Below are 24,858 nucleotides of genomic sequence, written 5' to 3' on the forward strand. Positions count from 1 at the left end.
TCCACGCTTCCTCCCCACACTCGGTCACCCTCGTGCAGTTGCGCTTCGCTTCGCTCGCTGTGATCAACTCGCGGCGGGACTTGCACCCACAAGAGTGCGCCCATGCTGGGCGCACACGAAAAAGCCATCGCCGGATTCCTCCGGCGATGGCTTTTCTCAACAAGTGCATGCGCTAACGCGCGAGTATCACACGATCCGCATCGAGTAATCCGTTGCGCGTACGTCTTTGGTCAGCGCCCCGATCGACACGCGATCGACGCCCGTCTCCGCGATCGTCCGCACGGTCTCGAAGTTCACGCCGCCGGACACCTCCAGCACCGCCCGCCCCGCTGTGATGCGGACCGCGTCGCGCATCGCGTCGAATGAGAAATTGTCCAGCAGAATGGATTGCGCGCGATGCGCCAGCGCGGTCTCCAATTGCTCGAGCGTCTCGACTTCGATCTGGATCGAGACGCCCGCATTCAATGCGAGCGCCGCGTCCATCGCCGCACCCACACCGCCTGCGGCGGCGATGTGGTTTTCCTTGATGAGAATGCCGTCGTACAACGCGAGCCGCTGATTCGCCCCGCCGCCCACGCGCACCGCGTACTTCTGCGCGAGCCGCAAACCCGGCAAAGTCTTGCGCGTGTCGAGAATGCGCGTGTGCGTGTGAGCGATCGCGTCGACATAGCGGCGCGTTGCGCTCGCCACGCCCGACAGGAGCTGCAGGAAGTTCAGCGCATTGCGCTCCGCGGTCAGCAACGCGCGAGCCGGGCCGCGCAGTTCGCACACCGGCGTATCCGCGGCCATCCGGTCACCTTCGCGGTAGAGCCATTGCACATCGATACGCGAATCGACCTCGCGCATCACCGCGTTGAACCACGGCACGCCGCATAGCACCGCGTCCTCACGAACGATGATGCGTGCATTGCGCACGTCGTCGGCGGGAACAAGGCGGCCGGTCTGATCGCCCGTGCCGATATCTTCGGCCAGCGCGTCGGCGACATTGCGCGCCAGCGCAGCATCGAAAGCCGCGCCGTACTGCGCGTGAATCTCAGCGAACAGCGGGGACACCGCCTCGGTCCGATTGCGCGCCACCGCTTCCTGAACGGCCGCCATTACGCTGCCCCCACGTTCGAATACAGTTGTGCGTCGCGCGCAAGATCGCCGCTTGCCTGCACGCGCTTCTTGTGACGCGCGGCAAAATCGAGCATGCGGTCGATCGGCAGACGCGCCCGCTCGCCGATCGCTCGATCGACGAAAATTTCGTTGTGGCCGCGCTCGAGCACGTCCGCCAGATTCGCGAGGCCGTTCATCGCCATCCACGGGCAATGCGCGCAACTCTTGCAGGTCGCGCTGTTGCCGGCCGTCGGCGCGGCGATCAGTGTCTTGCCCGGTGCGGCGAGTTGCATCTTGTGCAGAATGCCGAGGTCGGTCGCGACGATGAAATGCGTGGCGTCGAGTTTTTGCGCGGCGTCGATGAGTTGAGTGGTCGAACCCACCACATCGGCTTGCGCGACCACGTTAGCCGGCGATTCCGGATGCACGAGCACTTTGGCGCCCGGATATTCGGCACGCAGCAGATCGAGTTCGATGCCCTTGAATTCATCGTGCACGAGACACGAGCCCTGCCAGAGCAACATGTCCGCGCCGGTCTTGTCCTGGATGTAGCTGCCGAGATGCCGGTCCGGCGCCCAGATGATCTTTTCGCCGCGCGCGTGCAGATCGGCGACGATTTCCAGCCCGATCGATGAAGTCACCATCCAGTCCGCGCGCGCCTTGACCGCCGCGCTGGTGTTCGCATACACGACCACCGTGCGATCCGGATGCGCGTCACAGAACGCGGAAAATTCGTCCACTGGGCAGCCAAGGTCGAGCGAACAGGTCGCGTCGAGGTCCGGCATCAGAATGCGCTTGTCCGGACTGAGGATTTTCGCAGTCTCGCCCATGAAGCGCACACCTGCCACCACGAGCGTTTGCGCCGCGTGATCGCGTCCGAAGCGCGCCATCTCGAGCGAATCGGCCACGCAGCCGCCGGTCTCATCGGCAAGCTCCTGCAATTCTGCGTCGACATAATAGTGCGCGACGAGCACAGCCTTTTCGCGCTCAAGCAATGCACGGATGCGCGCCTTGAGCGCTACCTTCTCTGCCGCCGACGGCATCTCGGGCACCTTCGCCCAAGCCTGCCCGATCCCGCAGGTCGTGCCCTGCGCTAGCGGCCGGTCATATTCGACCGTCCTGATCGCCTGCTGATCCATGATCTCCTCTGCCTTCGCTCTGCCGCCGCCGACCGTCAATCTCGTGTCGTTGCAATTTCCGCGGCCCAAAAAGCAAAACCCCGCCAACGCGGGGTTTTGTGACGTAACGAAATTTTAATAGATTTCGCGATCAAGCATAACGGCGCAGTCGCATCGCAAAGTCTTGCAACGCTTTGATACCGCTCTGCTCAGCGCGATGACACCAGTCCTGCAACTGGATCAGCAACTGGTCGCGCGACGCATTGGAGCGCTCCCACATTGCCGCGAGTTCATTGCGCATGTCGATGTAGGTCTTGAGCTTCTGGCTGTTCGCGAAAATCTGCGGCAACAGACGCTTCTGGGGCTCGTCCAGCCCCGCTTCTTCCTTATGGAACCAGCTGCGGGCACCGCGCATGACCTGATACTTCTCGCGCGCGCCGACTTCCTTCACATGCGCCAGTTCCTGACGATACGCGCGCTTGAGCGCCTTACCGTAGCGGGCCATCACTTCGTAGCGGTTTGCCAGCACGGCTTGCAGCGTGTCCTGATCGAGCACCAGCTTGCCGGTGGTCAGACGCGGCGTAGGCGCGACCTTCTTCACCTTCGCCAGACGGAATGCCGACATGATGCGGATGTACATCCAGCCGATGTCGAACTCGTACCACTTGTTCGACAGCTTGGCCGACGTCGCATACGTGTGGTGATTGTTATGCAGCTCTTCACCGCCGATGATGATGCCCCACGGGAAAATGTTGGTGCTCGCATCCGACGAATTGAAGTTGCGATAACCCCAGAAGTGCGCGAGGCCGTTGACCACACCAGCGGCCCAGAACGGAATCCACACCATCTGCACGGCCCAGATCGTCAGACCGACCACGCCAAACAGCGCGACGTTCAGCACCATCATCAGGCTCACGCCGAGAATCGGGTACTTGGTGTACACGTTGCGTTCCATCCAGTCGTTCGGCGTGCCGTGACTGAATTTGCGCATCGTTTCTTCGTTCTTCGCTTCGGTGCGATACAGTTCCGCGCCTTCGAGCAGCACCTTCCAGATGCCGCGCGTTTGCGGGCTGTGCGGATCTTCTTCGGTTTCGCACTTGGCGTGGTGCTTACGGTGAATCGCGGCCCACTGGCCGGTCAGCATGCCGGTGGTCATCCACAGCCAGAAGCGGAAAAAATGACTGGCGATCGGGTGCAACTCCAGCGCGCGGTGCGCCTGGCAGCGGTGCAGATAGACCGTCACCCCGATAATCGTGATGTGCGTCGCGACCAGCGTGTACACGACGAGTTGCCACCACGAGAAGTGCAACAGGCCGTGGGCAAGGAAATCAAGCAAGGAATTCAACAAGGCAATTTACCTGTGGAACAAGAGATACGAGACACACGCAAAAGGCGCGTGTCAAGAAAGTGAAAGCATACAGCGGGATTGGACGATATTCTACTTGAAGCGTTCCAAGTGTTTGTAACAAATAGGGATTTTTTGTGCGGTATCAAGTGATCAAGCCTGCCGGCGCCAAATATAAGCTTGCCGGCAGGCTCGTTAGGCTCCGTCAGCAGGTGCTGTGCGCCTGATTGGCCGCCGGAGCGGTCATTGTTACCGGTGTCAGCATCGCGTCGACCGCGTTACCGACGATTCGCACTTCGCGTTGCGCGAACGGAATCGAGATGCCGTGTTCGGAGAACAGACGCCAGATATTACGGTTCACGGTCGAGCGCACGCCCGAGGTCCCGGTTGCCGCGTCCTCGATCCAGAAGCCCAGTTCGAGGTTGATGCCGTCCGGGCCGAAGCTCGCCAGATAAGGCGTCGGTGCCGGCTCCCGCAACACGCGTGGCACGCCCTCGGCGGCGCGGGCCAGCAAGCCCATCGCCTGCTCGACGTCGGACGCGTACGCGACCTGCACGGCCACCTTCGCATAGCCGCGCGTCAAATACGACGACTGGTTCTGCACCACGTCCGTAATCAGCTTTTCGTTCGGAATCAGTGTCTCGATGCCGTCCAGCCCACGCACCACCGTATAGCGGGTGCGGATCTGCGTGACCATGCCTTGCAGGCCGCTCACGTTGATCGTGTCACCGATACGCAGCGACCGGTCGAGCAGGATGATGAATCCCGACACGTAGTTGCTGGCGATCTTCTGCATGCCGAAGCCCAGCCCCACGCCCAGCGCGCCGCCGAACACGCCCAGCACCGTGATGTCGATGCCGACCAGCGACAGGCTGATCAGCACTGCCGCCAGCACGAAGGCCGCCCGCCCGACCCGCGCCACCACCACTTTCAGGTTCGCGTCGAGCGTTTTCGAGCGCATCAGGCGGTCTTCGAACGCGGAGCCGGGCCACATCGCGACGATCATCGTGACGCCCACCCACAGCAGCCCCGTGATGAGCGAGAGCAGCGTCATATGCGCATTGGCGATCCGGAAATGGACGCTGCCCATCCACGCGATCACGTCGTCCTGAATGCCCATCACGGTGAGCACCATGCCGAGCCAGACGACCGCCGAGACGACCTTTTCGACGAGGAACAGCCACGGATGGATCTGGCCGTCCCGGCTGAAAACCCGACGCGCGAAGAAAAACACGATGTAGATCAAGCCGATGCCGAACAGCGGCACCAGCGCCAGATCGAGCAGCGAGGTATGCATGAACTGGCCGGTGATCGCCCGGGCGAGCCACACCAGCGCCGCCCCAATCAGCGGGAAGGCCGCGCGGTTCAGGCTTTCCGCCCCGAACTGCAGGGTCTGATAGCGCGACCGCCTGCGCTGTTCCTGCGTGCGGCGCAACAGACGCGCGAGCAGCCACGCAATGGCGAGCGCCGCGAGCAGGATGCCGGCCTGCCATAGCATCACGGGCTGGCCGAAGTCGCGCGCGAGGTCGCCGAACATGTGAGAGAAAATGCGAGTTTCCAAGATGTCACCAGAACCGCCGGCACGCCCGGTTCGTCAACGAACCGGCGCGCGCCGGCCGAAGTCCGTTGCGCTTAGCTCTGGCGTTCCAGCACGGCGGCGAAGAAGCCGTCGGTCGCGTGACGGTGCGGCCACAGCGACAGGTAGTCGCCCATCTCCAGATCGATGCGCTGCTCGGCCAGCACGTCGCGTGCGGGCACCAGCGCGAAATCCGGATGATTGGCGAGGAACTGCTGCACCACCGCTTCGTTTTCGGCTTCGAGAATCGAGCAGGTGGCGTAGACGAGCCGGCCGCCCTTCTTCACCAGACGTGCCGAGCTCGCCAGAATCGACGCCTGCTTCGGCGCCAGCTCGGCGACCGATTCCGGCGACTGGCGCCACTTCAGATCGGGATTGCGGCGCAGCGTGCCCAAGCCGCTGCACGGCGCGTCGACCAGCACGCGGTCGATCTTGCCGGCGAGGCGCTTGATCTTCGCGTCATGCTCGCTGTCGATCAACACCGGATTCACGTTCGACAGCCCGCTGCGCGCGAGGCGCGGCTTGAGCTTGGCCAGACGCCGCTCGGAGATGTCGAACGCGTACAGACGCCCGGTGGAGCGCATCGCCGCGCCCAGCGCCAGCGTCTTGCCGCCCGCGCCCGCGCAGAAGTCGACGATCATCTCGCCGCGCTTGGGCGCGACCAGCGAGCACAGCAACTGGCTGCCCTCGTCCTGCACTTCGAGCCAACCGTGCTGGAACGCGTCGAGCTTGGTGAGCGGCGGCTTGCCGACCACGCGCACGCCGAACGGCGCGAACGGTGTCGCGCCGGCCTCGATGCCGGCCTTCGACAGCGCGTTCAGCACGTCGTCGCGGCTCGCCTTGATCGGATTCGCGCGCAGATCCAGCGGCGCCGGGTAGTTCAGCGCGGCGGCCAGTTGCGCCAGTTCCGCGGCCTCGAAACGCTTGCTCAGCGCCTGATAGATCCAGTCGGGCAGATTCAGGCGAATCCGCAGCGGCAGGCTTTCCGGGTCGATCATCGCGACGTGCTCAAGCCACTTCGACTCCGCGTCCGACACGAACGGCTTGAGCGCCGAGCGCCCGGCCGTCTGCATCAGGCCCAGCAAGGCCATGCGCCGCGCCGGGCTGCCCGCGCCGCTTTCCGCGAGGTGGGCGAATTCCATCCGGCGGCGCAGCACCGCGAAGACCGCCTCGGCGATTACACCGCGCTCGCCATGGCCGAGCTTCGGATGCGCGCGGAAGAACCGGCTGGTGGTGGCGTCGGCGGGGCCGTTGAGCCTCAGGACTTCAGCCAGCAAAGTCTCGGTTTGTCCAATCAGAAAACCATGCAATCTCATGCGCCCTCTCCGGCGGTGTGACCGGCAAAGAGCCATTGCGGCTCTGGCGGCGTAAGCGTGACACGCAGGCCGTCGAGCGCAAGACGCCCTTCGACGAACCAGCGTACCGCGCGTGGATAAATGATGTGTTCGGTTGCCAGCACGCGTTCGGCGAGCGTGGCGGGGGTGTCGCCCGTTTCGACGGGGACGGCCGCCTGCACGACGATCGGCCCGTGATCCAGCTGCGACGTGACAAAATGCACCGACGCGCCGTGCAGCCGCACGCCCGCGTCGAGCGCCTGCTGGTGGGTTTTGAGACCCGGAAAGCTCGGCAACAGCGACGGATGCACGTTCAGCATGCGCCCGGCGTAACGGTCGACGAAGCCGTCCGTGAGCACTCGCATGAAGCCGGCGAGCACCACGAGGTCCGGCGCGAAGCCGTCGATTTCCTGCGCGAGCGCGGCGTCGAAGCTGTCGCGGTCGGGAAACTGGCGGTGGTCGACCACCGCCGTGGCAATGCCATGCGACGCCGCGAACGCAAGGCCCGCGGCGTCAGGACGGTTGGCAATCACGGCGGCGACTTGCGCCGGCCAGCCTTCGTCCGAACAGGCCCGGACAATGGCTTCCATGTTGCTTCCCCGCCCCGAAATCAGGATGACGAGTTTTTTCATGGGCGGATTTTATCATTCGGCAACACCCAAACCGCGACGCGCCGCCGTCCATTGCGCCGAGCGTTTATAATCGTTTGTTTTGCGGCATCCCGGCCGCCCTACTGCAACCCGCTATCGTGAGAGTCTTCCGCGGTCTTCCCAATGCCGAAAGCCGTGCGCCCTGCGCACTGACCATCGGCAACTTCGACGGTGTCCACCGCGGCCATCAGGCTTTGCTCGCCCATGTGCGCGCGGCTGCCGATGCGCGCGGACTGCCCGTCTGCGTGATGACCTTCGAGCCGCACCCCCGCGAATTCTTCAATCCGGCCGGCGCGCCGCCGCGCATCGCGATGCTGCGCGACAAGCTGGAGGCGCTTCGCACCAACGGCGTCGACCGGGTGGTGGTGGAGCACTTCAATCACACGTTCGCGAGCCAGTCGCCGGACGCGTTCGTCGAGCGGATCATCGTGAACGGGTTGCATACGCGCTGGGTGATGATCGGCGACGACTTCCGCTACGGCGCGAAACGCGCGGGCGACTTTGCGTCGCTGAAGACCAAGGGCGAGGAGTACGGGTTCGAAGTCGAGCAGATGGCTACGGTCGCCGATCCGTCGGGCGCGCGCATTTCCAGCTCGGGCGTGCGCGCCGCGCTGGTGGGGGGCGACCTCGACGCGGCGCGCGCCGCGCTCGGCCGCCCGTATGTGATCAGCGGCCATGTCGTGCACGGCATGAAGCTCGGCCGCGATCTCGGTTTCCCCACGCTCAATCTGCCGATCGCGCACAAGCGTCCGGCGCTCGCCGGCATCTTCGTCGTGCAGGTGCACGGCGTGGCGGAGCACCCGCTGCCGGGGGTCGCGAGCCTCGGCCTGCGCCCCACCGTCGACGACTCCGGCCGCGTGCTGCTCGAAGTGCACCTGCTCGACTGGCACGGCGACGCGTATGGCAAACTCGTGCGCGTCGAATTTCTGAAGAAGCTGCGCGACGAGGAGAAGTACGTCGACCTCGAAACGCTGACCGCCGCCATTGCACGCGACGTCGCCAATGCGCGCGCGTGGTTCGCGGCCGTCGGCGCCGGCACGCCGGGCAGCCGTTCCACCGGTTTCGCCACCTCGGCCACCGACCGAATTAGATAGCCGCCGCGGTACGGGCGGGCGCCTGGCGCCACGCGTACCGTCGCTGCGCGCATCGAAAGGCGGCCGTGGATCACGACATGCCTGCCGGGCGCGCCCAACAACGCCCTCGCGCATCGCGCGCAACCCGCGCCCCGCTGCGCATAGAACGAATTCACCGCGACCACATCATGAGCAACAAGAAAGCCGATTCGAAACCGCAGTCACGCTACCCGGTGAACCTGCTCGACACGCCGTTCCCGATGCGCGGCGACCTGCCCAAGCGCGAGCCGCAATGGGTCAAGGACTGGCAGGAACGCAAGGTCTACGAGAAGATCCGCGCCGCCAGCCGTGGCCGTAAAAAGTTCATCCTGCACGACGGCCCGCCGTATGCGAACGGCGACATCCACCTCGGCCACGCGGTCAACAAGATTCTCAAGGACATGATCGTCAAGGCGCGCAATCTGGCGGGCTTCGACGCGGTCTACGTGCCGGGCTGGGACTGCCACGGCATGCCGATCGAAATCCAGATCGAAAAGCAGTTCGGCAAGTCGCTGCCGGCGGCCGAAGTGATGCAGAAGGCGCGCGCCTACGCGACCGAACAGATCGAGAAGCAGAAGGTCGGCTTCCGCCGTCTGGGCGTGCTCGGCGAGTGGGACAACCCGTACAAGACGATGAACTTCACGAACGAAGCCGGCGAAATCCGCGCGCTCGCGAAGATCATGGAAAAGGGCTACGTGTTCCGCGGCCTGAAGCCGGTCAACTGGTGTTTCGACTGCGGCTCGGCGCTCGCTGAGGCGGAAGTCGAGTACAAGGACAAGACCGACCCGACCATCGACGTGCTGTTCGGCTTCGCCGAACCGGAGAAGACCGCGCAGGCGTTCGGGCTGAATGCGCTGCCGCGCAACGAAGGCGGCATCGTGATCTGGACCACCACGCCGTGGACCATCCCTGCCAACCAGGCGCTGAACCTGCATCCGGAAATCATCTATGCGCTGGTCGACACGCCGCGCGGCCTGCTGATCCTCGCGCAGGAGCGCGTCGAAGCGTGCCTGAAGCAATACGGGCTGGAAGGCACGATCGTCGCCACCACGCCGGGCGAGAAGCTCGTCAACCTGCGCTTCAACCACCCGCTCGCGTCCGCGCACCCGGCCTACAAGCGCACCGCGCCGGTCTACCTCGGCGACTACGTGACGACTGAAACCGGTACCGGCGTCGTGCACTCGTCGCCGGCCTACGGCGTGGAAGACTTCGCGTCGTGCAAGGCGCATGGCATGGCCGACTCGGACATCATCAATCCGGTGATGGGCGACGGCCGCTACATCGAATCGCTCGCGCTGTTCGGCGGACTGTCGATCTGGGCGGCCAATCCGCAGATCGTCGAGGCGCTCCAAGGCGCCGGTTCGCTGCTGCGCACCGAGAAGTACACGCACAGCTACATGCACTGCTGGCGCCACAAGACGCCGATCATCTACCGCGCGACTTCCCAATGGTTCGCCGGCATGGACGTGAAGCCGAACGACACCGACAAGACCCTGCGCGAGACCGCGCTCGAAGGCATCGAAAACACCGCGTTCTATCCGGCGTGGGGCAAGCAGCGTCTGTTCAGCATGATCGCCAACCGCCCGGACTGGACGCTGTCGCGCCAGCGCCAATGGGGCGTGCCGATGGCGTTCTTCGTGCACAAGGAAACCGGCGAGCTGCATCCGCGCACGCTGGAATTGCTCGAACAGGTCGCGCAACGCGTCGAGCAGGCCGGCATCGAAGCGTGGCAAACGCTCGACCCGCGCGAGCTGATCGGCGACGACGCCAACATGTACGAGAAAAACCGCGACACACTCGACGTGTGGTTCGATTCGGGCACCACGCACTGGCATGTGCTGCGCGGCTCGCACAAGGACGAACTGCAATTCCCGGCCGACCTGTATCTGGAAGGCTCGGACCAGCACCGCGGCTGGTTCCACTCGTCGCTGCTGACCGCGTCGATGCTCGACGGCCGCCCGCCGTACAACGCACTGCTCACGCACGGCTTCACCGTCGACGGCGAAGGCCGCAAGATGAGCAAGTCGCTCGGCAACGGCATCGATCCGCACGAAGTGGCGAACCGCCTCGGCGCGGAAATCATCCGCCTGTGGATCGCGTCGACCGACTACTCGGGCGAGCTGGCGATCTCCGAGGAAATCCTCAAGCGCGTCACTGAAGGCTATCGCCGTATTCGCAACACGCTTCGCTTCCTGCTCGCAAATCTGTCGGACTTCGACTTCGCGCAACACGCTCGTCCGGTGGAAGACTGGCTGGAGATCGACCGCTACGCGGTGGCGCTGGCGGCGAATCTGCAAAACGACATCCTGTCGCATTACGAGAAGTACGAGTTCCACCCGGTGGTCGCCAAACTGCAGACGTTCTGCTCGGAAGACTTGGGCGGGTTCTATCTGGACGTACTGAAGGACCGCCTGTACACCACCGCGGCCGACTCCGTCGCGCGCCGTTGCGCACAGACCGCGCTGTATCACATCGCGCACGGCCTGCTGCGCGTGATGGCGCCGTTCCTGTCGTTCACCGCGGAAGAAGCGTGGAAGGTGTTCGAGCCGGACAGCGAAACCATCTTCACCGAGACGTATCACGCGTTCCCGGCCGTGCCGGAGGCCGGCGCGCTGCTCGACAAATGGACGCTGCTACGCGCCGCGCGCGGCGACGTGACGAAGGCGCTGGAAGAAGCGCGCGTCGCGAACCTGATCGGCTCGTCGTTGCAGGCGGAAGTTGAAATCCGCGCGAGCGGTGCGCGCTACGACGCGCTCGCGAGCCTCGGCGACGACCTGAAGTTCGTGCTGATCACGTCGGCAGCGAACGTCGTGAAGGTCGATAGCGAAGCGGACGAAGGCGTCGAAGTCATCACCTCGAAGTACCTGAAGTGCGAACGCTGCTGGCACTATCGCGCGGACGTCGGCGCGAACGCGGAGCACCCCACGCTGTGCGGCCGCTGCTTCAGCAACCTGTTCGGCAACGGTGAAACGAGGAGCGCGGCATAATGGCGAGAACCATGTCGAAAACCTCGGTGAAGACGTCCGCCGGCAGCAGTTCGCTGGCACCTTGGCTGGGCATCGCGCTGATCGTCATCCTGTTCGACCAGTTGACGAAAATCGCGGTGCAGAAGGTGTTCGCCTACGGCGTCGCGCATGAGGTCACGCCGTTTTTCAACCTGGTGCTCGTGTACAACCGTGGCGCAGCGTTCAGCTTCCTCGCGATGGCGGGCGGATGGCAACGTTGGGCGTTCACCGCGCTCGGCGTGGTGGCCGCACTGGTGATCTGCTATCTGCTCAGGCGCCATAGCGGGCAGAAGATGTTCTGCACGGCGCTTTCGCTGATCCTGGGCGGCGCGCTCGGCAATGTGATCGACCGGCTCGCGTATGGGCACGTGATCGACTTCCTCGACTTCCACGTGCGCACGTGGCACTGGCCGGCATTCAATCTCGCGGACAGCGCCATCACGATCGGCGCGATCCTGCTCGTGCTCGACGAGCTGCGGCGCGTGCGCGGCTCGCGCTGACGCGGCTCAGGCAGGCGCTCAGGTCCGCGCTTGCGTCCGGTTTGAAAGACGCGGCGGCGGGGGTGCAACGCCCGCCGTGCCGCCCGCCACCACGCTTAGTCGGAGGCTTTCGTTGGCAACCGCAGAACTCGCAGGAAAACACCTCGTCCTCGGCATGACGGGCGGGATCGCCTGCTACAAGATCGCCGAACTCACGCGTCTGCTGACCAAGGCCGGCGCGACCGTGCAGGTCGTCATGACCGATGCGGCCACCCAGTTCATCACGCCCGTCACAATGCAGGCGCTCTCGGGCCGTCCGGTCTACACTAGCCAGTGGGACGGGCGGGTGCCGAACAACATGGCGCACATCGATCTGTCGCGCGAAGCGGACGCGATCGTCATCGCACCCGCGTCCACCGACTTCCTCGCCAAGCTCGCGCACGGCATGGCCGACGACCTGCTGTCGACGCTGTGCGTCGCGCGCGATTGTCCGCTGTTGGTGGTCCCGGCGATGAACCGGCAAATGTGGCAGAACCCGGCGACGCAGCGCAATGTCGCGCAACTGCGCGCGGACGGCATCGACGTGCTGGGCCCTGACTCGGGGCCGCAGGCATGCGGTGAAATCGGCGACGGACGCATGCTCGAAGCCGCGGCCACGTATGAAGCGATCGCGTCGTTTTTCTCGCCCAAGATTCTGTCCGGCCGGCGCGTGCTGTTGACCGCCGGGCCGACCTTCGAACCGCTCGACCCGGTGCGCGGCATCACCAACCGCTCGAGCGGCAAGATGGGTTTCGCGCTGGCCCGCGCCGCGCAACAGGCTGGCGCCGAAGTACACCTGGTGGCGGGCCCCGTCGCGCTGGAAACGCCGTGGGGCGTGTTCCGCGAGGACGTGCAAACCGCGCAGCAGATGCATGATGCAGTGATGCGCTCGGTCGCCGACGCCGATATCTTCATCGGCGTCGCCGCGGTGGCAGACTGGCGCGTCGATCACGCGAGCGAGCACAAGATCAAGAAGACCGCCGAGCAGGCGTTGCCGAGCTTCAGGTTCGTCGAGAATCCGGACATTCTGGCCTCGGTGGCGAACCTGCCGCATCCGCCGTTCGCGGTGGGCTTCGCGGCGGAAAGCGGCAACCTCGAAGTGCATGGCGAAGAAAAGCGGGTGCGCAAAAACGTGCCGCTGCTGATCGGCAATCTCGGCCCGCTCACCTTCGGTCTCGATGATAACGAAGTGATCCTGTTCGAGGCCAGCGGCGCAACGAAGCTGCCGCGCGCGGACAAGCTGACGCTCGCACGTGCGCTAATCGCGGAAATCGCGAAGCGTCTGCCCGACACGAGCCTGATTCGCTAACTCGGACCGGCGCATCGACGTAGGCGCCGCGCGTCGCTCGGACGAATGGAATCATCTGGAGGCTGACTGACATGACGCTACTTTCCGTGCTCGATCAAACGCCCGTGATCGCCGGGTGCTCGGTGGCCGACGCGATCGCCTCCACCGTCGACCTCGCGCAACTCGCCGACGACCTCGGCTACACGCGCTACTGGTGCGCCGAGCATCACGGCTTGCGCGGCGTCGCTAATCCGGCCCCAGAGGTGATGCTGGCGCGCCTCGGCAGCGTGACGCGACGCATTCGCATCGGCTCCGGCGGCGTGATGCTGCCGTACTACAGCCCATTCAAACTCGCCGAACAATTCATGATGCTGGAGGCGCTGTTCCCCGGTCGAATCGATCTGGGCGTGGGACGCGCGCCAGGCGGCGACATGCGCACGGCGCAAGCGGTCGCCGCCGGCGAATACAATCGCGGCGACATTTTTCCGCAGCAGGTGGCCGATCTGCTCGGGCTGATGCATGGCGCGCTGCCTGACGGCCATATCGCGCGAGGCGTGCTGCTGCAGCCGCAGATCGACACGCGTCCGAAACTATGGATTCTCGGCTCGAGCGAGTTCGGCGGGCTGCTCGCGGCGCAACTCGGCATCCCCTTCTCGTTCGCGCATTTCATCAACCCGCATTTCGGCGCGCGAGTTGCGCTCGCTTATCGTGAGCGCTTCCAGCCCAGCCAGGAAACGACGCAACCGTACCTCGCCGCCGCCGTCTTCGTGATCTGCGCGGATACCGAGCAGGAAGCCGCCGACCTCGAAAAAGCCGTCGACCTGCGCCGCGTGCAAATGGCGTATGGCCTGAACGAACCCATTCCGACCATCGAACAGGGTATCGAGCAGCAGTACGGGGAGCGTGAACAGCTCGTAGTCGACCGGGAAAAGCAGCGCAGCATCATCGGCACGCCGGAGTCCGTCACCGAACGGCTGCACGCGCTGCAGGAACAGTTCAAGGCCGACGAGCTGATCGTGCTCACCGTTGCGGGCAGCTATCGCGCGCGGACGCGCTCCTATGAACTCCTCGCCGATGCGTTCCAGCTCGGCTCAAACACCACGCCCTAACCTCACTTCAATCTGCATGAAACTCGACCTGAAGATTCTCGATGCGCGCATGCGCGAGCAACTCCCGGCTTACGCCACCACCGGCAGCGCGGGTCTCGACCTGCGCGCCTGTCTCGACGAACCATTGACGCTCAATCCCGGCGAAACCGCGCTGGTGCCGACCGGTCTCGCGATTCACGTCGCCGACCCCGGCTACGCAGCGCTCATTCTGCCTCGTTCGGGATTGGGCCATAAGCACGGGATCGTGCTCGGCAATCTGGTCGGCCTGATCGATTCGGATTATCAAGGCCAACTGATGATCTCCACATGGAATCGCGGCGAGACGACGTTCGTGCTGAATCCGATGGAGCGTCTTGCGCAACTGGTGATCGTGCCGGTCATGCAAGCGAAGTTCAACATCGTCGACGACTTCGCGGAAAGCGAACGCGGCGCGGGCGGCTTCGGCAGCACCGGCAAGCATTGATCGCAATCGTCTCGGTCCGTCAGGCGCGGACCGAGGCGAATCGAAGTGCAAAAGCCAGAACGCAAAAAGCAGAACGGCGCGGGGTTGAACCCGCGCCGTTCTGCTTTCGGATCAAACTAAACGCGAACTTCGCGCTTATTCGACGCCTTACTCGACTTCGACCGCCTCCGGATTCGGATTGCGCGGCGCCGGATGCTCGTCGAAGGTCAACTGCACCTTGTCTTCCGCATCCACGTCAACCGATACCCGGCCACCGTTCATCAGCTTGCCGAACAGCAGTTCGTCGGCCAGCGCACGACGGATCGTGTCCTGGATCAGACGCTGCATCGGCCGCGCACCCATCAACGGATCGAAACCGTGTTTGGCGAGGTGCTTGCGCAAAGCGTCGGTGAAGAGCGCATCGACCTTCTTCTCGTGCAGCTGATCTTCCAGCTGCATCAGGAACTTGTCGACCACACGCATGATGATTTCTTCATCGAGCGAACGGAAGCTGATCGTTGCGTCCAGACGGTTACGGAACTCAGGCGTGAACATGCGCTTGATGTCGACCATCTCGTCGCCGGCTTCCCGGCGGTTCGTGAAGCCGATCACCGACTTGCCCATCGCCTCGGCGCCCGCATTCGTCGTCATGATGATGATGACGTTGCGGAAATCCGCCTTGCGGCCGTTGTTGTCCGTCAGCGTGCCGTGGTCCATCACCTGCAGCAGCACGTTGTAGATGTCCGGATGCGCCTTCTCGATTTCGTCGAGCAGCAGCACGCAATGCGGCTTCTTCGTGACGGCTTCGGTCAGCAGACCACCCTGGTCGAAACCGACATAGCCCGGCGGCGCGCCGATCAACCGGCTGACCGCATGACGCTCCATGTATTCCGACATGTCGAAGCGGATCAGCTCGATGCCCAGCGTGAACGCGAGCTGCTTCGCCACTTCCGTCTTGCCGACGCCCGTGGGACCCGAGAACAGGAACGCGCCGATCGGCTTGTCGAGCTTGCCGAGGCCCGCACGCGCCATCTTGATCGAGGCCGACAGCGCGTCGATGGCCGGATCTTGCCCGAACACCACGCTCTTCAGATCGCGATCGAGCGTCTGCAGCTTGCTGCGATCGTCTTGCGACACGCTCTGCGGCGGGACACGGGCGATCTTCGAGATGATTTCCTCGATCTCGTTCTTGCCGATCGTCTTCTTCTGCTTCGACTTCGGCAGGATGCGTTGCGCAGCGCCCGCTTCGTCGATCACATCGATCGCCTTGTCCGGCAGATGACGATCCGTGATGAAGCGCGCCGACAACTCAGCCGCCGCCGACAGCGCGCCCGACGAATACTTCACGCCGTGATGCTCTTCGAAACGCGACTTCAGGCCACGCAGGATCGCCACCGTCTGCTCGACGGTCGGCTCGGTCACGTCGACCTTCTGGAAACGACGCGACAGCGCCGCGTCCTTTTCGAAGATGCCGCGATATTCGGTGAAAGTGGTGGCGCCGATGCACTTGAGCGTGCCCGACGACAACGCCGGCTTCAGCAGGTTCGACGCGTCCAGCGTTCCGCCCGACGCGGCGCCCGCGCCGATCAGCGTATGAATTTCGTCGATGAACAGGATCGCGTGCGGACGTTCCTTCAATTCCTTGAGGACCGTCTTCAGGCGTTGTTCGAAGTCGCCGCGATACTTGGTGCCGGCGAGCAGCGCGCCCATATCGAGCGAATACACCTGCGCATCCGCGAGAATGTCCGGCACTTCGCCGCGCGTAATGCGCCACGCGAGCCCTTCGGCGATTGCCGTCTTGCCGACGCCGGCCTCACCGACCAGCAGCGGATTGTTCTTGCGGCGGCGGCATAGCACCTGCACCACGCGCTCGACTTCCGACTCGCGCCCGATCAGCGGATCGATGCGGCCGTCTTTCGCCATCTGGTTCAGGTTCTGCGTGAACTGGGCGAGCGGCGTTTCCTTCTGTGCGGCGGCTTCGTCGGACTCGGCATTCGCGTCGCTTGCTTTCGCGGCGTCCGTGCTGCTCGTCTTGGCGATGCCATGCGAGATGAAATTCACCACGTCCAGACGCGTGACCCCCTGCTGCTGCAGGTAGTACACCGCATGCGAATCCTTTTCGCCGAAGATCGCGACCAGCACATTCGCGCCGGTCACTTCCTTCTTGCCATTCGAGGTGGACTGCACATGCATGATCGCGCGCTGGATCACACGCTGGAATCCCAGCGTGGGCTGCGTGTCGACGTCATCCGTGCCGGGCACGGTAGGCGTGTTGTCATGAATGAAGTTGCGCAGGTTCTGGCGCAGATCCTCGATATTGGCCGCGCATGCACGCAACACCTCAGCCGCTGTCGGATTGTCCAACAGTGCCAGCAAAAGATGTTCGACCGTTATGAACTCGTGCCGCGCCTGGCGTGCTTCCATGAACGCCATGTGCAGGCTGACTTCCAGTTCCTGGGCAATCATGCTTCCTCCATCACACACTGCAGCGGATGCCCGGCCTGCCGTGCGTGGGTAACGACTTGCTCGACTTTGGTCGACGCGATGTCCCGCGTATAGACCCCACAAACTCCCCTGCCCTCGCGATGCACCTTCAACATCACCTGCGTTGCGGTTTCACGATCTTTATTGAAATATTCCTGCACGATCATCACGACAAATTCCATTGGCGTGAAGTCGTCATTCAGCAGCACCACCTTGTACATGGACGGCGGCTTGAGTTTCTTCTCCTGCCGCTCCAATACGGTGCCGTCCTGCTTGTCCGGGATAATCGCCATACACCCATTCTAAACAACTAGGACAGGCCCGCAATCCTGTCAAAACCCGGCCGTCCGGCCGATGAGCCCGTTCGCTGCCGCCTGAGGGGTATTGACCCGCCATGCATGCGCGATTCGACGAGCCGAGTGCGGAGCCGGCCCCTATCCAGTGATGCAGCGCGGCCGTGTTGCACCGCAGTCGGATCGAGTATCGCACAACCTGCCGGAGCTGGCTGATGGCGCTCGCATTGGCCTTGCTGAGGCGGGCGGCCGTTAGCACAGCATGTGAGTCGATTATGCGACTTTTCAAGACGGCCCGCTTGCGCGACCGCACATAACGGAAGCGGGAAAAACCCCTGGAAAGTGCCTGTTTGCAACGCGACAACGACATCTCAAAATTTTCTTGACACTCGAATAAAGAGCCCCAACAATCAAGCTGGCACTTTTTTCACTGAGCCATAAATTCGAAAAAATGCCGATGGTGAGCTTGTGAGGAGGGAGCGGCTGCTCGCGCGGTCGTGGAGCTTTTCGAGGGCTCGTGGTAGTGACATGAGTTACAGGGGAAGTTGGAATGGCAACTGGTACGGTCAAATGGTTTAATGACGCAAAAGGTTTTGGATTCATCACGCCCGACGAAGGGGGTGAGGATCTGTTTGCACACTTCTCGGCCATCCAGATGAATGGGTTCAAGACCCTCAAGGAAGGCCAGAAGGTGACCTTCGAGGTCGTGCAAGGCCCGAAAGGCAAACAGGCATCGAACATTCAGGCACCCGCCTGAGGCTGTTCGTTCCCGTCCTTTGAAACCCGGCTTCGCGCCGGGTTTCTTTTTTGGGGCCGACGAATCCCAAATATCGGGCATTTCGGCGCTCAAAAAAATACCCCGGCCACCTCCCGGCGCCGGGGTTTTTATGCGAACTGGATTGCCCCGTTCGCATCGCTGCATAGCTTCGTTTTACATATTCTCGATCAGCACCTGCCCGAAGCCGGAGCAGGACACTTGCGTCGCGCCTTCCATCAGCCGCGCGAAGTCATAAGTGACGCGTTTTTGCAGAATTGATTTTTCCATCGACTCGATAATCAGGTCCGCCGCTTCGGTCCAGCCGAGGTGGCGCAGCATCATCTCCGCCGACAGAATTTCCGAGCCCGGATTCACGTAGTCCTTGCCCGCGTACTTCGGCGCGGTACCGTGCGTCGCTTCGAACATCGCGACCGAGTCCGACAGGTTCGCGCCCGGCGCGATCCCGATCCCGCCGACCTGCGCGGCCAGCGCATCCGACACATAGTCGCCGTTCAGGTTCAGCGTGGCGATCACGTCGTATTCAGCGGGGCGCAGCAGGATTTGCTGCAGGAACGCGTCCGCGATCACGTCCTTCACCACGATGTCGCCGCCCGTCTTCGGATTCTTGACCTTCATCCACGGACCGCCGTCGATCAGTTCCGCGCTGAATTCCTTTTGCGCCAGCGCATAGCCGTAGTCGCGGAACGCGCCTTCGGTGTACTTCATGATATTGCCCTTGTGCACCAGCGTGACCGAGCGGCGATCGTTGTCGATCGCATACTGGATCGCCTTGCGCACCAGACGCTCGGTGCCTTCGCGCGACACCGGCTTGATGCCGATTCCCGACGACTCCGGGAAGCGGATCTTCTTCACGCCCATCTCTTCCTGCAGGAACTTGATGACCTTCTTCGCCTGTTCCGATTCGGCCGGCCATTCGATGCCCGCATAAATGTCTTCCGAGTTCTCGCGGAAGATCACCATGTTGGTCTTCTCGGGCTCACGCACCGGCGAAGGCACGCCCTTGAAATACTGCACCGGCCGCAAGCACACATACAGGTCCAGTTCCTGGCGCAGCGCGACGTTCAGCGAACGGATGCCGCCGCCGACCGGCGTGGTGAGCGGCCCCTTGATCGACACCACGTATTCCTTGAGCACCTGCAGCGTTTCTTCCGGCAGCCACACGTCCGGGCCGTACACCTTGGTCGATTTCTCGCCCGCGTAGATCTCCATCCAGTGGATCTTTTTCTTGCCTGCGTAGGCCTTCTCCACCGCCGCGTCGACTACCTTGATCATCACCGGCGTGATGTCGAGACCCGTGCCGTCACCTTCGATGAACGGAATGATCGGCTGGTCGGAAACATTGAGCGAGAAGTCGGCGTTGACAGTGATCTTGTCACCACCGGTAGGAACCTTGATGTGCTGATACGACATGATCGGACTCCAGTGAAGGCTGTGCAGAAAGCAGATGGGAGACTGCGAAAATGGGTGCTCCTCGCTACGCGCAATGCCAGACGCCGCGCAGGCGGCCTGGCCGCTATTCTAGCCCACGCGCTCGCCGCGACGAGGCCGCAACGGCTCGGGGTTTTCCAACATGGACGAAACCCGCCGTCCGCCGTGCCCTTGCCTCTCATGTCTTTTATAAGACACGGGAATGGCCGTTTCGGTTTATGCATTATCATCGCGCCATTCATCACCAAAGCGGCGGCTTTTTTGAAGCCTTCGCGACGCTTCAGCCGCGGCGGTGTCCGCGCGACCTTGATCCACTTCCTCTATGCGCCTTCTCGCACTGAACAAACCGTTCGGCACCATCTGCCAATTCTCGCCGCACGAGACACGTGCGTCGCTGGCCGACTGGGTCAAGGTGCCTGGCGTCTATCCGGCGGGCCGGCTCGACTCCGACAGCGAAGGCCTGCTGCTCCTCACCGACGACGGCGCACTGCAAGCGCGCATCGCCGAGCCGCGTCACAAGCTCGTCAAACGTTATTGGGCGCAAGTGGAAGGCGCGGTCGATCCCGCCACGTTGAAGAAGCTCGCGCGCGGCGTCGATCTCGGCGATTACGTGACACTTCCCTGTCGCGCGGACTATGTCGAGCCGACCGACACACTATGGACACGCACTCCGCCGATTCGCTATCGCGCCGCGATCCCGACCACATGGATCGAGTTGTCGATCACCGAAGGCAAGAACCGTCAGGTGCGTCGCATGACAGCCGCAGTCGGTTTTCCAACGCTGCGCCTCGTGCGCGTGGGCATCGGCGCGCTCGACATTTTTTCACTCGGACTTCAGCCGGGAGAGAGTGTCGAATTGCCGTCGAAGGCGCCGTGGGAAGGTGTCGTCTGAACGCGCGCGCTGTGATAAAAACTGTCACACGTAGCGGCTTTTCTTTGCAAAGAGACACCTAAGCCGTTGTATCGGCAAACAAAATCACGCGTGAAACCATCGCGATAAAAGCGTGAAACAAAGAGGCATTTGCATCGCACTGCCGCGATGCAAATTTTCCGGAAAATTCGCGTCAACCGCTGCGCAAGCTCACGCGTTATTCGACCCAGATGCCGCCCGAAGCTATCCGGCATTCAGCCTTAAGGGCCTTTGCACAAGCCGCTCGCGCGGTGAGCGCAGGGAGTCTGAGCGCTAAGCAGACGTGTCGAAAAAAAATTTTGTTCGATACGGCTGTCAACCGAAAGGTGGATGGCACGTTTACCGACATGACTCTACATATAGCCGGGTCATTTGGTTAATTTACTAAAGCTGAGGATTCACAAAATGAACAAACTGATCGCCGCTCTGGTCGCTGGCCTTTTCGCAACGGCAGCATTCGCACAAGCTTCGGCACCGGAAGCAGCTCCGGCAGCTCCGGCAGCAGCTTCGTCGGCAAAGAAGACCACGAAGCACGCTCACAAGAAGTCGCACAAGAAGGCAGCAACTGCTGCTGCAGCTTCGGCAGCATCGGAGTAAGTTTGTTGTAAAAACGCAGTCAAGAACTAGCTTCATTGCCGTTCTTACGGCGTTGTAAGGCAGATCACCGCAAGGCGATCTGCCTTTTTGTTTTTGACGCGCTCGCGTAACATTCGCGGGTTAATTTCCAGCAAGGAGTCATGCCGTGCGATTTTTCATGCGCTCGTTGATTGCGCGTTTCGCCGTTGCCGTTGCATTGCCGCTCGCTGCGTTGTCGTTCGCCGCCACCACTGCCGCCCCTGCTCATGCGCAGCAGATGCCGCCTGGCGCGAAGCAGCCCAGCGAATTTCCTCGCGTGAAACTGACCGCGGGCATGTTCGTGATCGACGCCGCCGTCGCGGCCAACGACGCGGACCGTGAACAAGGTTTGATGTATCGCACGAAGCTCGGACCGAACGAAGGCATGCTGTTCGTGTTCAACGAAAACGCCGGGCATTGCTTCTGGATGAAGAACACCTTGATCCCGCTGTCGATCGCGTTCATGCGCGCGGACGGCACGATCACCGACATCGACGAAATGCAGGCCGAGACCACCAACAACCACTGCCCGACACACAACGGCGTGTTTGCGCTGGAGATGCCAAAGGGCTGGTTCACGTCGAAGGGGATCAAGCCGGGGATGCAGATCCACGGCTTGCCAGCCGTTCAGCAATAAGCCGGTACCGCTTCATTTCACCGATTGTAGAAAAGCCGGCGCCCCGGTAAGGGCACCGGCTTTTTTCATTGCGGCGGTGCCGCGCGGCCGCTCCTGGCGCCCCCGGCGCAGCCGACCAAAGCCCCCTCAGCCGGCGCTCGCGCCGCCTGGCAAGATTCCTGCAAAAGCCGGGCCGACGCGCTATCCTAGTAATCTCAGTAAAGCAGCACCCAGGCTCGCCGGGTAGCACAGACTGCCGTCCGGCAAGCGTTTCAGGCGCGCTATTCCAAGGAGGTTCACGTGCCCCGCAAGACTCCCATCGAGCGCTACCGGAATATCGGCATCAGCGCTCACATCGATGCCGGCAAAACCACCACCACTGAACGCATCCTGTTCTACACCGGCGTGACCCACAAGATCGGCGAGGTTCACGACGGTGCGGCGACGATGGACTGGATGGAACAGGAGCAGGAGCGCGGCATCACCATCACGTCGGCGGCCACCACCGCCTTCTGGAAAGGCATGGCCGGCAACTATCCCGAACATCGGATCAATATCATCGACACCCCGGGCCACGTCGACTTCACAATCGAAGTGGAACGCTCGATGCGCGTGCTCGACGGCGCGTGCATGGTGTACGACTCGGTCGGCGGCGTGCAGCCGCAGTCCGAAACGGTGTGGCGCCAGGCGAACAAGTACAAGGTGCCGCGCATCGCGTTCGTCAACAAGATGGACCGCGTCGGCGCGGACTTCTTCCGCGTGCAGCGGCAGATCGGCGATCGCCTGAAGGGCGTCGCGGTGCCGATCCAGATCCCGGTCGGCGCGGAAGACCACTTCCAGGGCGTGGTCGATCTGGTCAAGATGAAGGCGATTTTCTGGGACGAAGAGAACCAGGGCATCAAGTTCGAGTACCGCGATATTCCGCCGGAACTAGCGGCTACCGCGAAGGAGTGGCACGACAAGATGGTCGAGGCCGCCGCCGAAGCGAACGAGACGTTGCTGGACAAATACCTGCACGGCGGAACGCTGACCGAAGAGGAAATCAAGCACGGCATCCGCGCGCGCTGCATTGCCAATGAAATCGTGCCGATGCTGTGCGGCAGCGCGTTCAAGAACAAAGGCGTGCAGGCCATGCTCGACGCGGTGATCGACTACCTGCCGTCGCCGGTCGACGTGCCGGCGATTACCGGTCACGACGAACATGACAAGGAAATCGAACGTCATCCGAACGACACCGATCCGTTCTCCGCGCTCGCGTTCAAGATCATGACGGACCCGTTTGTCGGCCAGCTGATTTTCTTCCGCGTGTATTCGGGCGTGGTGAATTCGGGCGACACGGTCTACAACGCGATCAAGGAAAAGAAAGAGCGCCTTGGCCGGATCCTGCAGATGCACGCGAACGAGCGCAAGGAAATCAAGGAGGTCTACGCGGGCGACATCGCCGCGGCGGTCGGCTTGAAGGAAGCGACCACCGGCGACACGCTGTGCGATCCGAACCACGTGATCATCCTCGAAAAGATGATCTTCCCGGAACCGGTGATCTCGCAGGCCGTCGAGCCGAAGACCAAGGTCGACCAGGAAAAGATGGGCATCGCGCTGAACCGGCTCGCGCAGGAAGACCCGTCGTTTCGCGTGCAAACCGATGAGGAATCCGGCCAGACGATCATCTCCGGGATGGGCGAGCTGCACCTGGAAATTCTGGTCGACCGGATGAAGCGCGAGTTCGGCGTCGAGGCGACCGTCGGCAAACCGCAGGTCGCGTATCGCGAGACGGTGCGCAACAAGGTCGAGGACGTCGAAGGCAAGTTCGTCAAGCAGTCGGGCGGTCGCGGCCAGTACGGCCACGCGGTGCTCACGCTCGAGCCGGCGCCGCAAGGCAAGGGCTACGAGTTCGTCGATGCGATCAAGGGCGGCGTGATTCCGCGCGAATACATCCCGGCGGTCGACAAGGGCATCCAGGAAACGCTGAAGGCCGGCGTGCTGGCGGGCTATCCGGTGGTCGACGTGAAGGTGACGCTGACCTTCGGTTCGTACCACGATGTCGACTCGAACGAAAACGCGTTCCGCATGGCCGGCTCGATGGCATTCAAGGAGGCGATGCGCAAGGCCAAGCCGGTGCTGCTCGAACCGATGATGGCGGTCGAAGTGGAAACGCCGGAAGACTTCATGGGCAACGTGATGGGCGACCTGTCGAGCCGCCGCGGACTCGTGCAGGGCATGGAAGACATCGCCGGCGGCGGCGGCAAGCTGGTGCGCGCCGAAGTGCCGCTCGCGGAGATGTTCGGCTATTCGACGTCGCTGCGCTCGGCCACGCAGGGCCGCGCGACTTACACGATGGAGTTCAAGCACTACGCCGAAACGCCGAACAACGTCGCCGAGGCCGTGATCAACGCGAAGCATAAGTAAGCGCTGCAATGAACACGTCGCCTGCCGCGCGCGGTCAAGGCTGCTCCACGCTAGCGACGCGAAGCCCGCTCCTTGTGAGCGGGCTTTTTTTCGTGCGCCCGCGCCGCTCGCGCGGCGCGTCTACCCAACCGTTTTTTGACCGTGCAAAAATGCCGGGCGGCGCCGCGCCGATCGACGCAAAAGCCACGCCGAGGAGGAGACATCATGAGCCAGGATCACGAACACCCGCACTACCGGGCTGAGCAACCGGCTGCGTCGGTCGATTGGCGCGAGCACGGCGTGAAGGTCATCAGGGGCGACCAGCTCGACAGCAACACCGCGCAAACGCCGGGCATGAATCGCGCCGCCGCGATCAACGCCGCGCGGGTCGGCGCGCAGAAAATCTGGGCCGGCACCGTGACGATCCATCCGAACGCGAAGACCGGCGCGCATCATCATGGCGCGCTCGAAAGTGTGATCTACGTGGTGCGCGGCCAGGCTCGCATGCGCTGGGGCGAGCACCTGGAGTTCACGGCGGAAGCCGGCCCGGGCGACTTCATTTTCGTGCCGCCTTATGTCCCGCATCAGGAGATCAATGCGAGCACCGACGACCCGCTCGAATGCGTGCTGGTGCGCAGCGACAACGAAGCGGTGGTGGTCAATCTGAACATCGACGCGGTGGAAGCGCCCGAAACGGTCTACTGGGTCGATCCGATTCACAAGCATCCGCACGATCACTAACTCCTGACCCCGC

General features: G+C 63.0%; 21 protein-coding genes. 12 read left to right on the top strand and 9 right to left on the bottom strand.

What is annotated here, in order from left to right; all coding sequences use genetic code 11:
* Positions 1 to 186: 186 nt before the first annotated feature.
* The 6 genes from nadC to purN form a co-directional block, all read right to left on the bottom strand.
* Positions 187 to 1,098 (bottom strand): carboxylating nicotinate-nucleotide diphosphorylase, encoded by a 912-nt coding sequence (gene nadC / locus FVF58_RS21320; protein WP_149671836.1) that lies wholly within the window; start codon positions 1,096 to 1,098, stop codon positions 187 to 189.
* Positions 1,098 to 2,237: a quinolinate synthase NadA gene (nadA, locus tag FVF58_RS21325; RefSeq protein ID WP_149671837.1), complete on the bottom strand. Its 1,140-nt coding sequence runs from the start codon at positions 2,235 to 2,237 to the stop codon at positions 1,098 to 1,100. The genes nadC and nadA overlap by 1 nt, the downstream gene beginning before the upstream one ends.
* Before the next feature lie 130 nt (positions 2,238 to 2,367).
* Complete coding sequence (locus tag FVF58_RS21330) at positions 2,368 to 3,564, bottom strand: DesA family fatty acid desaturase (RefSeq protein ID WP_149671838.1); 1,197 nt, start codon at positions 3,562 to 3,564, stop codon at positions 2,368 to 2,370.
* 202 nt (positions 3,565 to 3,766) lie between these two features.
* The gene (locus FVF58_RS21335) at positions 3,767 to 5,098 is read right to left on the bottom strand and encodes a mechanosensitive ion channel family protein (protein WP_149672008.1); all 1,332 of its coding nucleotides are present in this window, start codon (positions 5,096 to 5,098) and stop codon (positions 3,767 to 3,769) included.
* 95 nt (positions 5,099 to 5,193) lie between these two features.
* Positions 5,194 to 6,453: an RsmB/NOP family class I SAM-dependent RNA methyltransferase gene (locus FVF58_RS21340; protein ID WP_149671839.1), complete on the bottom strand. Its 1,260-nt coding sequence runs from the start codon at positions 6,451 to 6,453 to the stop codon at positions 5,194 to 5,196.
* The gene (gene purN / locus FVF58_RS21345; protein WP_149671840.1) at positions 6,450 to 7,103 is read right to left on the bottom strand and encodes a phosphoribosylglycinamide formyltransferase; all 654 of its coding nucleotides are present in this window, start codon (positions 7,101 to 7,103) and stop codon (positions 6,450 to 6,452) included. The genes FVF58_RS21340 and purN overlap by 4 nt, the downstream gene beginning before the upstream one ends.
* Before the next feature lie 116 nt (positions 7,104 to 7,219).
* On the opposite strand from purN, the gene FVF58_RS21350 reads away from it, so the two are divergent.
* The 6 genes from FVF58_RS21350 to dut all read left to right on the top strand — a co-directional run bounded on the left by FVF58_RS21350 (position 7,220) and on the right by dut (position 14,616).
* Positions 7,220 to 8,215, top strand: a complete 996-nt coding sequence (locus FVF58_RS21350) for a bifunctional riboflavin kinase/FAD synthetase (protein ID WP_149672009.1) — start codon at positions 7,220 to 7,222, stop codon at positions 8,213 to 8,215.
* A gap of 167 nt (positions 8,216 to 8,382) precedes the next feature.
* Positions 8,383 to 11,220 carry an isoleucine--tRNA ligase gene (ileS, locus tag FVF58_RS21355; protein WP_149671841.1) on the top strand — a complete coding sequence of 946 codons (2,838 nt, stop codon included), beginning with the start codon at positions 8,383 to 8,385 and terminating at the stop codon, positions 11,218 to 11,220.
* Complete coding sequence (gene lspA / locus FVF58_RS21360) at positions 11,220 to 11,738, top strand: signal peptidase II (protein WP_149671842.1); 519 nt, start codon at positions 11,220 to 11,222, stop codon at positions 11,736 to 11,738. The genes ileS and lspA overlap by 1 nt, the downstream gene beginning before the upstream one ends.
* A 112-nt stretch (positions 11,739 to 11,850) precedes the next feature.
* On the top strand, positions 11,851 to 13,065 hold the full coding sequence (coaBC, locus tag FVF58_RS21365) for a bifunctional phosphopantothenoylcysteine decarboxylase/phosphopantothenate--cysteine ligase CoaBC (RefSeq protein ID WP_149671843.1): 1,215 nt from the start codon (positions 11,851 to 11,853) through the stop codon (positions 13,063 to 13,065).
* Positions 13,066 to 13,136: 71 nt separating this feature from the next.
* The gene (locus tag FVF58_RS21370) at positions 13,137 to 14,153 is read left to right on the top strand and encodes an LLM class flavin-dependent oxidoreductase (protein ID WP_149671844.1); all 1,017 of its coding nucleotides are present in this window, start codon (positions 13,137 to 13,139) and stop codon (positions 14,151 to 14,153) included.
* Positions 14,154 to 14,169: 16 nt separating this feature from the next.
* Positions 14,170 to 14,616: a dUTP diphosphatase gene (gene dut / locus FVF58_RS21375; RefSeq protein WP_149671845.1), complete on the top strand. Its 447-nt coding sequence runs from the start codon at positions 14,170 to 14,172 to the stop codon at positions 14,614 to 14,616.
* 147 nt (positions 14,617 to 14,763) lie between these two features.
* On the opposite strand, the gene clpA is transcribed toward dut, so the two are convergent.
* Both clpA and clpS read right to left on the bottom strand, forming a co-directional pair.
* Entirely contained in the window at positions 14,764 to 17,061 is a 2,298-nt protein-coding gene (gene clpA / locus FVF58_RS21380) for an ATP-dependent Clp protease ATP-binding subunit ClpA (protein ID WP_149671846.1), read from the bottom strand.
* Positions 17,058 to 17,372 (bottom strand): ATP-dependent Clp protease adapter ClpS, encoded by a 315-nt coding sequence (gene clpS, locus FVF58_RS21385; protein ID WP_006050100.1) that lies wholly within the window; start codon positions 17,370 to 17,372, stop codon positions 17,058 to 17,060. The genes clpA and clpS overlap by 4 nt, the downstream gene beginning before the upstream one ends.
* 550 nt (positions 17,373 to 17,922) lie before the next feature.
* On the opposite strand from clpS, the gene FVF58_RS21395 reads away from it, so the two are divergent.
* On the top strand, positions 17,923 to 18,129 hold the full coding sequence (locus FVF58_RS21395) for a cold-shock protein (RefSeq protein ID WP_007180614.1): 207 nt from the start codon (positions 17,923 to 17,925) through the stop codon (positions 18,127 to 18,129).
* A gap of 174 nt (positions 18,130 to 18,303) precedes the next feature.
* Here the strand turns inward: FVF58_RS21395 and icd are convergent, their stop codons facing one another.
* Positions 18,304 to 19,560, bottom strand: coding sequence for an NADP-dependent isocitrate dehydrogenase (icd, locus tag FVF58_RS21400; protein WP_149671847.1), 1,257 nt, complete (start codon positions 19,558 to 19,560; stop codon positions 18,304 to 18,306).
* A 340-nt stretch (positions 19,561 to 19,900) separates the two neighbouring features.
* On the opposite strand from icd, the gene FVF58_RS21405 reads away from it, so the two are divergent.
* The 5 genes from FVF58_RS21405 (at position 19,901) to FVF58_RS21425 (ending at position 24,845) form a co-directional block, all read left to right on the top strand.
* Complete coding sequence (locus FVF58_RS21405; RefSeq protein WP_149671848.1) at positions 19,901 to 20,470, top strand: pseudouridine synthase; 570 nt, start codon at positions 19,901 to 19,903, stop codon at positions 20,468 to 20,470.
* A 423-nt stretch (positions 20,471 to 20,893) separates the two neighbouring features.
* Positions 20,894 to 21,085: a hypothetical protein gene (locus tag FVF58_RS21410; RefSeq protein ID WP_149671849.1), complete on the top strand. Its 192-nt coding sequence runs from the start codon at positions 20,894 to 20,896 to the stop codon at positions 21,083 to 21,085.
* 145 nt (positions 21,086 to 21,230) lie between these two features.
* A complete protein-coding gene (locus FVF58_RS21415; protein WP_149671850.1) occupies positions 21,231 to 21,740 on the top strand; it encodes a DUF192 domain-containing protein in 510 nt (169 codons plus the stop codon).
* Positions 21,741 to 22,019: 279 nt separating this feature from the next.
* Positions 22,020 to 24,125, top strand: a complete 2,106-nt coding sequence (gene fusA, locus FVF58_RS21420) for an elongation factor G (RefSeq protein ID WP_149671851.1) — start codon at positions 22,020 to 22,022, stop codon at positions 24,123 to 24,125.
* 204 nt (positions 24,126 to 24,329) lie between these two features.
* Entirely contained in the window at positions 24,330 to 24,845 is a 516-nt protein-coding gene (locus FVF58_RS21425) for a cupin domain-containing protein (protein WP_149671852.1), read from the top strand.
* Positions 24,846 to 24,858: the final 13 nt, after the last annotated feature.

It is taken from the genome of Paraburkholderia panacisoli (assembly GCF_008369935.1).
Classification (GTDB): domain Bacteria; phylum Pseudomonadota; class Gammaproteobacteria; order Burkholderiales; family Burkholderiaceae; genus Paraburkholderia; species Paraburkholderia panacisoli.